Here is a 12,616-nt window from a genome sequence, read left to right as displayed (position 1 = left end):
TTAGTTATTCAATTTCAACTTGCCATGGGCGTTTACAGAACACAATGGCAACACCGATCATAACTATAACAGTTCCCCAACCGAACACAACATTTGATAGTAAGGTTACAGAATCCATATCAAACATCTGCATGATGCCGGACACAAAATTTGTAATGACGGTAATTCCAAGCAATATGGGCGTAAAATACTTAAGTAAGTAATCCCACCATTTGCCGACCTTGAAATCAGAATATTGATTTGCATCTTCTCTGAGCTTTTCAGTACCATATATATGACTGATTGCAATAACTTCCACCAGGCCAAGAGTAGCGATTACATAGTTTGCCACGTAAGAATCCACAAGATCCAAAATATAGTTGAATCCGCAGTATGTAGCAAAGGTGGCACTTCCAATAAAACCGACGATGGATATGATGCTTGTTAGCTTTTTGCGTGAAATCTTAAATTTATCCAAGGCTGCGGTATTAAATGCCTCAAGCATAGAAATACTGGAAGAAATACCGGCAATAAACAGGCAAAAGAAAAATAAAAATCCTAAAATACCTTGAACCATAATATTGGATGACATGGTTGAAATTGCAATTGGAAATGCGATAAAAGCAACTCCGGCTCCGTTTCCAAACGAGTCAAAGGAAACGCCTTGTTTATTGACCAGAAATCCCAGGGTTGAAAATACGGTAATCCCTGCAATAATATCAAACGAGCTGTTTGACAATACGGTGATAAACGAGTTGTTTACAATATCCTGTTTTTCTCCCAAATAAGAGCCGTAAGCAATCATAACACCCACTGCAAGTGTGGTGGAGAAAAATACCTGTGCATAAGCCGCAACCCAGATACTGGGGTTTAAAATTTTAGAAAAGTCCGGTGTAAATAATGCATTTAACCCAATGTTGGCCCCCTCTAACGTCATGGAATTAATCATAAAAATTATCATTAAGATCATGAGCATAGGAGTGAATATCTTTGAGGCTTTCTCAATTCCTCCGGAAATCCCCTGCCGGACGATGGCCCAGTTGGCAAACCATACGACAACCACTGCACCCAGCATATAAAAACTAAAGCCGCTTGCAAAGTCGAACGCATTCTGGGCCTGCCCGGTAATAGCACCTAACAGCGGTCCTGGATTGCTCATCCAGTTTACCACACCAAAAGCATGGCCGATACAGTAGATCATAAAGACGACGGATATGGAAATAATGGTGCTGTAGAACATCATGACTACGATCGGTACCATAACCTGTACCCAACCAATAATCTCAAACTTTTTTTTAAGCTTGGCAAAAGCCTTAGTAGAACCGCCACGTATTCTCCGACCATAGGTATATTCCATGATCATTAAAGGAACGGCACATGTAATAATAGCTACAAAATATGGTAAAAAAAAGGCACCTCCACCATTTTTATAAGCTTGAAACGGAAATCTCCATAAATTACCTAATCCTACCGCAGCCCCAATTGCTGCGAATAAAAATCCTGTTCTGCTATTCCATTGATCACGCATAGTAAATACCCCCTGATGTCGGATATATTCTTAATATTCGATGGGTTCCAAAGATGCCTGGAAGTGGCGTAAAATCGGCGGCTCCCAGGTAATGCGGTATCCATGCTCGATTTCGGACGCTCTTTGCTTGATTGCAATTAATGCATCAGCCATAATATCAATATGTGCCTGTGTATAAACACGGCGTGGGATTGCAAAACGAGTAAATTCAAACTCGGAATGAAGCTGCACGCCAGTATCAGGGTCGTTGCCCAGCATAAAGGAGCCTATGTCACAGGTACGGATTCCAGCCTCTTTGTATAACTCTATGGCAAGCACCTGTGCAGGGAACTCATTATATGGGATATGCGGGAAAAATGCTGCCGCATCTACAAAAACTCCATGGCCTCCAACCGGGGATTGATAAGCAATTCCTGCATCGTCCAATTTAGCTGCCAGGTATTCCATCTGGCCAATGCGGTATCTTAAGAAGTTTTCGTCGATTCCTTCATAAAGTCCAATTGCCAGGGCTTCAAGATCACGTCCGGAAAGTCCTCCATATGTAAAAAATCCTTCGAAAGAAATACAGTTGGCTTTTACTTTTAATATCATTGGTGAATTGCCATCTTTTATTCCAATCAGGCCGCCGATATTTACAATGGTATCCTTTTTGGCAGACATCGTAAACATATCGCCATAGCTGAAGATTTTGTTGACAATCTCTTTAATGGACATTTCTTTGCATTCTTCTTCCCGCTGTTTTAAGAAAAAGGCGTTTTCCGCATATCTGGCAGCATCAATATTAAGAGGAATGTTATACCTTTTACAGATTTCGGATACCTCTCTCATGTTAGCCATGGATACAGGCTGACCACCTGCTGAGTTGTTCGTAATTGTCATTACAACAAGGCCAACATTTTCAGCACCCAGTTCGTTGATTAGTTTTTCTAATTTAACAACGTCCATGTTGCCTTTAAATGGAGCTCTTACAGAAGGATTTTTCGCTTCTTCTACCACACAGTCGATGGCTCTGGCTCCTGCCAATTCCACATGAGCTCTTGTCGTGTCAAAGAACATATTGGAAATAGCAAATTTGCCTTTGGAAAGGAAAATGGGGAAAAGCACCTTCTCAGCAGCACGGCCCTGATGAACCGGCTGTATAAAATCATAACCGAATATATCTTTGCCCGCATCAAATAATTTATAGTAACTGGATGAACCGGCGTAAGCTTCATCACCCTTCATAACGCCTGACCATTGGTCATCACTCATAGCATTGGTTCCGCTATCAGTTAAAAGGTCAATATAGACATCTTCGCCCCTTAACCCAAACATATTATACTTAGCCTCTTTAATTTTTTCAATACGTTCCTCTCGGGTTAACATCTTAATACGCTCTACCATCTTAATTCTGAATGGTTCTGGAATATACTTTACAGCCATATTTGTTTTCTCTCCTTTTGCTTTTTTGTATATTTTTTATATGTATTTATTTTAATACAGTTTCACTCTTTTGTAAAATGACTAAAAAAAGTGGCATAACAACATTTTTATTATGATATATATACAAACGGCAGCACAATCAGTTACTCAAACAACAGCCCAGGAGATACCATGAACAATAACAATAAAAAAAGTCCTGAATGATCAGGACTTTTCACGGCAAAAGACACTACTACTGTTTCACATTCAGGTATACATCCTCCCTACCATGGAATCCTCCCTGAATGATGACGGAATCCATATTTTCCCTGGTAACTGCCACCGGCCTAAGCTCCAGGCTAGGGACATCATAGGTTCCATCGTCTACGGTGGTCACAATTCCCTCCAAAGGCTCTCCCTTCCCAAGCTTCACCGCATATTCCGCTGCGATTCTGGCCTCTTCCTCTACGGATTTAAAGGCCGTCATATTCTGAGTTCCTTCCACGATCCTCTGACAGGCCATCAGATCCCCATCCTGGCCCACCAGACAGACCCTTCCAGCCATTCTGTCTTCGGACAGGGCACGGAAAACCTGGGTCGCCAGATCATCGTTCCCGCACATGATTCCCTTTACATCCGGGTGCTTTTCCAGCGCTTCTTTGGCATAGTCAAAGGCATGCTCCGAAAGCCAGCCCTCACAGTTGCTTTTATAAACCACTTCCAGATTTTTCCCCTTTATAACCGAATCAAAGCCCTCCCGGACCATTGCCACATTATGATCCGTCTCAGGGCCCTGGATCATGAAAATCTTACCTCCCTCAGGAATGTCCTTTACCAGGCTTTCCGCCATGAGTATTCCGACCTCCCTGTTGTCAAAGGATATGTACATATCGCTGTCTGCATTCTGAATCAGCCGGTCATAGCTCATGGTCTTGATCCCTGCTTCCTTTGCCTTTTTCATGACATCAGATAACGCTTCACAGTCTCCAGCCACCACCACAATTACATCCATCTGCTTTTTTATGAAGTATTTTATCTGTTCGATCTGCTCGTTTACATCCCCGTTTGCGTTTTGTACATTAACCTCTGCCCCCAATTCCTTTGCGGTTGATACAAAAACATCCCGATCCCTGATCCACCTCTCGATCACAAAGGAATCAATGCTTAACCCGATCTGCAAGGGCCTCTCCCCGGCTTTTGCCGAAACCTCGGTCTCTGCCTCTGCCTTGGCATTTACACAGCCTGCCGTCAAGGCACAGCAGAGTATCACTACCAGTAACAATCTCCCTCGACCCATTTTCATAACTCTTACCTCTCCCTATACTCGCTTGGCGTCATCCCTTCATACTTTTTAAATATCCGGCTGAAATAATTAGGATCACTGTAGCCGGACATGATACATACCTCCTTAATGCTGTATCTGGAATCTTCCAGAAGACGCCTGGCGTTCTTAATCCTGGTTCTGGTTACATACTCTATAAAATTTTCTCCCACCTCCTGCTTAAATAATTTACTAAAATAATAAGGACTTATGTCAACCATTCGGGAAGCATCGTCAAGAGAAATGTCCTTGGCATAATTCTCATCAATATAACTCTTGACTCTTGAAACTACATTTTCATATTCCTTCTCCCTGGAAGTACTGATGTTTTCGCATACTTCTCTTGTTTTATTTAGAAACCAGCGCCGAAGCGCGTCCGTATCGGCAGCTTCCTTCAGTTCTTCTAAGTAGTTCTCCCGATAGCGGAAACCATATCGTACATTCCCTGCCTCAAAAGCCCGTCTCTCAAGTCTCATGACCAGTTCCAGTATCTTTACCTCAATATTGGACCTTACATTGCCGTCGTGAGCCAGCATCCAGTCAAAAAATTCACCGGCACAGGCCAACGTTCCTTCCCTGTCCGCCTTTGTCCCCCTTTGAAGGTACTGGTTTTCTAAGTCCAGAGGATATTCTCCGTCATAATCAGCCACTGCCGGGATGTCTGTAATATGCACTACATGGCTGTCACTGTCCCGTAAGGATTTTAAGGCCTCTTTATAGGAGTCTCTAATCCCTTCTAAAGGTTTTACAGAACCGATCCCTCCCCTGCATTTGATATCCGTGGTGCTTTCCAGCTTATGGATCATATTCCGGGTCCTTGTGATAATTTCCACCCGCTCCTCATACCGTACTTTTTCCTGTTCAAAAGGCAGGAAAAGCACTAGCCGGTTTCCCATGGCCGGACCCATGACACAATCAAAATAATCCTTCACAATCTCTCTGACCATTGGATAATACTTGTTCACCCGGACACTGACCCCTATGGCATTGGTCATGGTGCCCCCCTCAATGCTGTCCCCAAATTCCAGAATAATCATAAAGCCATAAGGGCTTTTTATGTCCAGCATTTCAATGTATCCGTTTTTAGAAAGCTCTAAGTCCTCTTGAAGCACACTGTAGATGAACCCGCTTTCGATCATGGGAATTACGATCTCAAGCTTTTCCCTGATCTTTAAATCATCGCTTAACTTCTGCCTGGCCTCCTCTACCTGATGCATGGCTTTTACACATACATCTAAGATCTTCTTTTTATTGACCGGCTTCATGATAAATTCCATAACCCCTAAGTTCACCGCTTCCTGGGCATAAGAAAATTTATCATAGGCTGTTATGATAATAAATACAACGGAGGGATTGAATTTACGTACCTCCCTGATTGCCTGGATCCCGTTTAATCCAGGCATCTGAATATCCACGAATGCAATATCCGGCCGGAAGGAGCCGGCCTGTTCAATGACCGCCCTGCCCGTTTTGACACAGACGATCTCACAATCGCTGCCGAAATTGGACTTTATAATATGACTGATGGATTCCAGCATAATCCCCTCATCATCAGCTACCAGTATGCGAAACATGTACATCACCCCCTCTTTTTGGAATCCTTAATACCACTGTGGTTCCTTTATCCTCCCCATCGCTGAACATATGGAAAATACCGTCATCATTATAATAAAGCTCCAGGCGGGAAATAACATTGTGAATACCGATCCCGGTAGAATTTACCCCTTCTGCGGCTTGTCCTCCGGTCAGGATCCTGTCAAGGGTTTCCTTTTCCATTCCGGCCCCATTGTCCTTGATGCGTATCTCTATTTTCTCCACATGGTTCTCCACGGTCAGATAAATTTCCCCCGGCCGTTCAATATTCCGGATCCCATGGTTCACCGCGTTCTCCACCAGGGGCTGCAAAATCATGCTTGGAATGGAAAAATCCATTGCCTCCTCATCGATCTTTGAATGGTACCGGATATCTCCTGCAAAACGGACATTCAATATATAAACATAGTTTTCCACTGCCTCCACCTCTTCGCGGATGGTGGCATCCCTTGAACCCTTTTTCACATTATAGCGGAAGAAATCTGCCATCTTTTCCATAAATACCGAGGTTTTCTCCGCATCCTCCATCATGGCCAGCTGAACTCCGGCGTTTAAGGAATTAAAAAGAAAGTGGGGATTGATCTGGGACTGAAGATATTTTAACTGGGCTTCCTTTAAGTGGTTTTCCATTAAAAGTTCCCGTTCCTTCATCTCCTGCTCTTTTTCCGCGCTCTCCTTAATTTTATTCACATACTCGTCCAAACTATCCACCATTTGGTTAAAGGTTCCGGTTACAATCCCCAGCTCATCTCCGGTACTTAATGTTGGTACCTTTACATGGAAATTTCCCTGCCCTACCAGCTTTGCCGTATGGGCTAAGTTAGTGAGCGGAGTCACAATATCCTTTGTCATCATCATCATAACCGTCAGGCTTATGACCATTACAATCATTAAGATTACTGTGCTTATCACTTCCAGATACTGAAGGGCTGCCTGTAAGGTCTGATAGCTGGCGGAATTATTTTTAAACTGCCGGCTGTTTAAGACGGAAATATCATGGTTGATGAACTGATAAAGCTTTAGAGCAGATTCGTAGGAGCTTTTATACTTTTCTACATTCTGTCCCCGTTTGGCCTGTACTGTCTCATCTGTGATGGCCAGATAGCTGTCCGACATGTTGCGGATATTTTTTTCCAGAATCTGAATCTGATTATCTGTCACAGCTACATTAAGCCCCTCTAACAACTTCCTGTAATCCTGCTCCGCCCGATAATAATCGGTTAAGGACTCGGAATCCTTTACCTGTAAATATTTGTACATAAAACTCTGTACATCGGAGAAAACATCCGACAGTTCATTGAGGTTCACATTGCTTATGTATACAGAATTCATACGCTCTACCATCTGGTTGATCTGAGCGTAGATGAATAAATTGCTGGCAAAAAGCGTGGCTGCCGTTACCGCAACTTCCAAAAACAGCTTGCGGGCAATCGGCAAGTTTTCCCATAGGTGTTTCCATTTATTTTTCATAGCCGCTCCACTAATTACTCATGAAATCAGACGCATTTTCCTTTGTTACAAACTGAAGATCCACACTGTAAAAGGAATTAGTCCTCCCGTCATGTATGGATTCGGTAAGAGCCTGTACGCTGAATTTCCCCATCTGGTCGGTGTCAATGTAAAGGGTCATGGCCATCGTCCCCTTTCTCACCGCTTCTAAGGCTGCCTTTGATTTATAATAGCCGATGACCTGAGTCCTGCCTACGCTGTTGTAGTCGATGACTGCCTGATACACGGCCTCCGTATCCACCTCATCCATACAGACGATGATATCCGGCGGACCTTGGGGATTCTGAAACAGGTTGCGCACAATTTCCTCTGCTTCAAATGCCCGCCCGGACGGGATTTTGATTTCTTCTACCTTAATCCGGTCCGCTGTTTCCTTTGAAGTGACCATCCGGTTGTTGATCTGATTAAAAATCTGGGACTGGTTGCTGTCTATGGAATTGTCATGAAGGAGCATCATCACTCTGGCCTTCCTGGAACCCTGGGGCAAAATCTTTAAGATCTGGTTTCCATATTCCTGCCCCAGCTCATAGGAATTAATTCCAACGTAGCTTTTCCGGTCCGTAGCAGGTGCATCGTTTAATATTGTTACCACAGGAATTCCCCTTGTAGCCGCTTCATTGATCCGTTCTTCCAGCTTATCTTCTCCCGTAAATTCAAGCAGAATCCCATCCACCTTTGCTGCTATGCTCATATCCATAAAATCCACAGCATTATATTCCGATGACTGACTTCTTCCCTTAAGCTCCACATAAGCATCGTGCAGGGCTGCTTCTTTCCGTACGCTCTGGTACACGTCGTTCCAGAACTGGGAATCCAGGTCATTGATGATCATAACATAGTGGTACCGGTATGTTCTGGTATTTTCCGCATGCTCAACCCCGATCCTTTTTAACACGAATCCATAAAAGGATGCGGTCAAAAGCGTAAGAAATGCAATACTGAACAATCCCCCCAAAACCAGCAGCACCAGGCTTTTCTTTCTGTTATCCATGGTTATCCCCTTTTTCATATAGCACTAAGACCATTATACTAAATCATGGGGGAAAAATAAATGGGAAACAGCCCGGTTTTTTACCGGACTGACAGAAAGGTTATCATACTTGTTAATTTTTTAATTATTTAGAAATAGGTCTTGCAATTAATTTTTAATTACCTTATCTTTATCTTAAGGATATCCTTTATAACCTAAAGGAGGAAATGATATGATTCAGGAAAAAATTAAAGAGCTTGAAAAGACGATTAACAGCGACTATAGCAATATCTCAGGCTTACTTGTACAAAAAAACGGCATAAAACTATATGAAAACTATTTTAATGGATATACCGCCATTAACGCCGTTCATGTGTTTTCGGTGACAAAGAGCGTATTCTCTGCATTGATTGGTATCGCTATTGATAAGGGCTTTATCAAAAGTGCAGACCAGAAGGTATTAGACTTTTTCCCGGATTACACTGTTAAAGCAGGCGAAATGATTATACAGGGTATTACGCTTAAGAATTTACTTACCATGACAGCCCCATATAAATATAAGTCTGAGCCATACGAAGAGTTTTTCACAAGCGATAACTGGGTGAACGCAGCCCTTGATTTATTGGGAGGCGAGAAACATACAGGAGAATTTATGTATTCTCCCATCATAGGAACACATATCTTGTCAGGCATTCTCGTAAGAGCGACGGGGCAGCCGGTGCTTGATTTCGCTTCGGAGAATTTATTCTCGCCGCTGGGAATCAAGGTTACGCGCAACGTGGTACTGCATAATAAAGAAGAGCATATCGCCGTTATGAATGATAAAAACACCAGCGGTTGGGTCGTTGATCCTCAAGGGATAAACACGTCAAGCTGGGGGCTATTTCTGACGCCTTCGGATATGGCAAAAATAGGCCAATTGTATTTAAACGGCGGAATATGGGAAAACAAACAAATCATATCAGAGAAATGGATAGAAGAAAGCACAAAGGAGCACATCCGATTGGACCGGCTGTCTTATGGCTACTTGTGGTGGATATTTGATGATAAAGAACCTGTCTATGCAGCTTTGGGAGACGGGGGAAACGTAATTTACGTCAATACAAAGAAAAAGATGGTTATTTCTATCGCTTCTCTTTTTATGCCGGACGCTAAGGACAGGATAGGGCTGATTATGGAGCGTATTGAACCAATATTTGAGGATTGAGAATGACAATATAATAGAAAATAGGCTCAAAGTATATCTTGAGCCTATTTTTTTAACTTTGCAGCCGGGTTTTTACCAGACAGCTTTTCTCAATATCTATTTTTCTTTTTTCCAATATTCCTTGTTCATAGTAAAGCTTAAAACCAACCCTTTTGGCAGGGTGCGATACCGTTTTCCCATAAGGTATCCCATGTATTTAAAACCACTCTTTACAATGACTCCGGGAATGAGCCATGGCTTATTCATCTTTAAAAGCCAGGCGCAGGTTTTTTTCACAAGACGGATCCCCTCGCCTTCCGAGCGGATTCCCTCAAACACCTCCGGATGATCGGTCTGGGATACCGCAAGGTCAAAATTCCGTTTAAACTGGGCGATACAGCCGTAATTATGGGAATGGTACACGTTTGCATCGGCTGCATAGGCTACCGCCTGCCCCCGGTGTCTTACCGCATTTCCCGCATAAATCATGTCCTCATTAAAAATAGTCCGCTTAATAAATCCCCCGGCCTCTAAAAATGCAGCCCGGTCATAGGCGCAGCAGACATTGGAGGCAAAAAAGGTCTTGATTCCCAGCTCCTTTAGATCCCCGCCTGTTTTCACCCTGCTTTGTTCCGGGTAATTAAAGGAACGGGTATACTGCTCTGCCAGGGCACAGTCGGGATTCGGCAGCTGCCTTCCATAGGCCATGACCACCTTTTCTCCGCCTTTTCCTGTCTGGTCAAGACCTTTTACCAGCGCTCCTATTAAATTCCCATCAGCCGGAACTGCATCATCGGTCATAAATACCATAATATCTGCCTCAGAATAACCGGCTCCCCGGTTTCTGGTACCGCCATGGTCAAAGTCCTCTTTTGTCACATGGTGTACTTCCAGATTGGGGACCCAGCCATATTCCTCATCCTTCCAATAGGACCGTTCCGTGTTCATGATGATGATCCGCCGGATCGGGTATGACTGTTCCCCCAGGCGCTTCATCAAAAGCTGTAACTTCTCATCCGGTTTATATACGGGAATAATCACATCAACGGATTTTTCCTGCCTTTTTTCTTCCATTGCAATTTCCTACCTTCCAGTTAAATACTCCGCGAACAGCCTCAAGGATCAAGCGAGCTTTCATTTGACCCGCTGCCTTCGAATGAATCAGTAGCGCAGACACGCCGTGGAACAGATGCGTATCAGGGCATAGATGCTCACAAAGCATTCCAGATACCATGCACTTTTCCTTAAATCCATGTTTATGACCAGGCGTTTATCAAATACAACCAACAGCACAAGGGGCAGAAGGGGGATAAAATACCGTCCCTGAACACCCGTTATATAGGTAAGCTCCCGCGGCGTCCAGCCTAATAGCATGGAGGCAAGAACCAGACAGGCACTTAAAAACACCAGAATGACCATCCAAAGCTTCTGTCCTCCGGACATAGGAGCTTCTTCTCCTTCTCTCCTTATCACACTGATAAAAAGTACATACCACAAAATCATAAGACAGAAGGGAGGCACAGTCAGGTTAGGGTCCAAATTGCCCAAAAATCCTCCAAGCATGGTGGTCAGATAATAATCAAACTGGGTCACCAGGGTTTCATAATATACTTTAAAGATCCGATATGGGTGTTCCCACACATCCTGCAGCGTATACCCTGCCGCTTCACTCCAGCCCACATAGCTTTCCGTTGTGGTCGCCCAAGCAGAAAGGACCAGACGGTTTACCAAAAACACTGCCAGAACAACAGCTGTTATAACGCTAATAACAGAGATCCAGTAATTTCTTTTTGACTTAAATTTAGAAGAAGGAATAAACAGGCAGATTCCGGCCACCGGCAGATAAACGATCTTTCCAGGCTCCAGAAGGATCAGCAAAAGCGCCAGAACAACCGTATCCTTTACGGTCACTTTCTCTTTCTCATAGGCTAAGTAAAAGCACCAGGCCAGGAAAAGCATGGACAGGCCGATAAAGGCCGTATCATAGGAAAAGGAAGCTGCCAGATGAAGGGTCATGGGAAGACACGATACCGCCATGAGAAGCTCTTTTTTAAATGGCATGATTCTCACAGCCAGGGCTGCCATACCTGCAAAAGCAAGAAGATTGAACAGCCTGCCAAGATATACCAAAGGGATGTATCCCAGATGGAGCAGCCTGGCAAGGCAGATCCCAAGGGCCTGAGGTAAGTAAACCACAGGCGTAGTGTTTACCGGTATCTCATAGCGGACCGTCATCCCTTGGCTGTTATCAAGGGAAAACATCTCCTTAAGGACCAGGTTGTATGTGGCCCGTCCCACATTGGTGTAAAGTCCGGGAGCGTCATCGCCGCTCCGCACCAGAACATTGGCGCCCCGGCTGATCCTCTCCTTTTCCTCCTCTGTTGCATGGGAAAGAAAAGCTTCATCTGCTATCGCAGGTTTTCCCATAAGCTGGCTGGAGAACCGGTATGCGCTGGTAAAATGGGCCGCCTCATCGGGTGTTGAAAAAGGGGTCAGAACCAGCATATAAAACAGCCCAAGAATTACCACGGTCCCTGGAAATAATAAGAAGGTTGGAGTCTTGACTATCCACAAGGCTGCTCCCAAACACACCAGGAATCCACATCCGAACACGATTATCCACCAATAAAAACGGCGGACTGCCTCAAATTCCGGTGACGGGATCCCTACAATGGTCTCCTCATAAGTTTTTATAAAGAGAAAGGCGAGAAAAAGACAAGTTCCCGCCGTAAGCCACAATCCCTTTTTATTCAGAATGAGCTTCATGATGACCTTCCTCCTTCTCCCTGGCATCTTCCCGGTCCAGAGCAAGCATCTGGATCAGTTCCGTCATTTTCCGCTCCAGCTGGGATATTTTGACAGATTGAAAGAAAACCTTTACCAGCAGGATGAAAATCATGAAGGTAAAGATAAAATTGGCGGTGGAATAGGTTCCCACCATCCGGGATATGAAATCAGCCAATGGAGGGAATAAGCTGAATACCACCAAAAGCAGGGCAAACATCACCCAAAAGATAGAATCCTCTATCTTCATCTTAGAATGGCGTATTCTTCTAAGTACATAAAATGTAAGCAATATGGAAACGCATATCAGTACGCAGCGAAGCAAAACTGTCATGTTCGTTCTCC

10 protein-coding genes are annotated in these 12,616 nt (G+C 43.9%); 1 reads left to right on the top strand and 9 read right to left on the bottom strand.

Translation table 11 applies throughout. From position 1 onward, the window contains the following. Window positions 1-4: 4 nt before the first annotated feature. The 6 genes from ACHZES_RS17355 to ACHZES_RS17330 form a co-directional block, all read right to left on the bottom strand. Window positions 5-1,507 (bottom strand): sodium-dependent transporter, encoded by a 1,503-nt coding sequence (locus tag ACHZES_RS17355; protein WP_395546995.1) that lies wholly within the window; start codon window positions 1,505-1,507, stop codon window positions 5-7. A 30-nt stretch (window positions 1,508-1,537) separates the two neighbouring features. Next, window positions 1,538-2,929, bottom strand: a complete 1,392-nt coding sequence (locus ACHZES_RS17350) for a tryptophanase (protein ID WP_395546997.1) — start codon at window positions 2,927-2,929, stop codon at window positions 1,538-1,540. Window positions 2,930-3,161: 232 nt separating this feature from the next. Next, window positions 3,162-4,211, bottom strand: a complete 1,050-nt coding sequence (locus tag ACHZES_RS17345; RefSeq protein WP_154526003.1) for a sugar ABC transporter substrate-binding protein — start codon at window positions 4,209-4,211, stop codon at window positions 3,162-3,164. A 5-nt stretch (window positions 4,212-4,216) separates the two neighbouring features. Continuing rightward, window positions 4,217-5,803 (bottom strand): helix-turn-helix domain-containing protein, encoded by a 1,587-nt coding sequence (locus ACHZES_RS17340; protein WP_154526005.1) that lies wholly within the window; start codon window positions 5,801-5,803, stop codon window positions 4,217-4,219. After that, complete coding sequence (locus tag ACHZES_RS17335) at window positions 5,781-7,292, bottom strand: sensor histidine kinase (protein ID WP_038277544.1); 1,512 nt, start codon at window positions 7,290-7,292, stop codon at window positions 5,781-5,783. Before ACHZES_RS17335 ends, ACHZES_RS17340 begins: the two co-directional genes overlap by 23 nt. Before the next feature lie 10 nt (window positions 7,293-7,302). Next, complete coding sequence (locus ACHZES_RS17330) at window positions 7,303-8,322, bottom strand: sugar ABC transporter substrate-binding protein (protein WP_395547001.1); 1,020 nt, start codon at window positions 8,320-8,322, stop codon at window positions 7,303-7,305. Window positions 8,323-8,533: 211 nt separating this feature from the next. On the opposite strand from ACHZES_RS17330, the gene ACHZES_RS17325 reads away from it, so the two are divergent. Continuing rightward, the gene (locus ACHZES_RS17325; protein ID WP_395547003.1) at window positions 8,534-9,508 is read left to right on the top strand and encodes a serine hydrolase domain-containing protein; all 975 of its coding nucleotides are present in this window, start codon (window positions 8,534-8,536) and stop codon (window positions 9,506-9,508) included. 96 nt (window positions 9,509-9,604) lie between these two features. Here ACHZES_RS17325 and ACHZES_RS17320 read toward each other — a convergent pair whose 3' ends face one another. The 3 genes from ACHZES_RS17320 to ACHZES_RS17310 form a co-directional block, all read right to left on the bottom strand. Next, window positions 9,605-10,561, bottom strand: coding sequence for a glycosyltransferase family 2 protein (locus ACHZES_RS17320; protein WP_395547004.1), 957 nt, complete (start codon window positions 10,559-10,561; stop codon window positions 9,605-9,607). 87 nt (window positions 10,562-10,648) lie between these two features. Next, complete coding sequence (locus ACHZES_RS17315; protein WP_154526015.1) at window positions 10,649-12,253, bottom strand: DUF2142 domain-containing protein; 1,605 nt, start codon at window positions 12,251-12,253, stop codon at window positions 10,649-10,651. Continuing rightward, the gene (locus tag ACHZES_RS17310) at window positions 12,234-12,605 is read right to left on the bottom strand and encodes a DUF2304 domain-containing protein (protein WP_038277537.1); all 372 of its coding nucleotides are present in this window, start codon (window positions 12,603-12,605) and stop codon (window positions 12,234-12,236) included. Before ACHZES_RS17310 ends, ACHZES_RS17315 begins: the two co-directional genes overlap by 20 nt. Between the last annotated feature and the right edge of the window lie 11 nt (window positions 12,606-12,616).

Source organism: Lacrimispora sanguinis (genome assembly GCF_044987295.1).
Taxonomy (GTDB): domain Bacteria; phylum Bacillota; class Clostridia; order Lachnospirales; family Lachnospiraceae; genus Lacrimispora; species Lacrimispora celerecrescens_B.
This window is presented reverse-complemented; position numbering and strand designations above follow the sequence as displayed.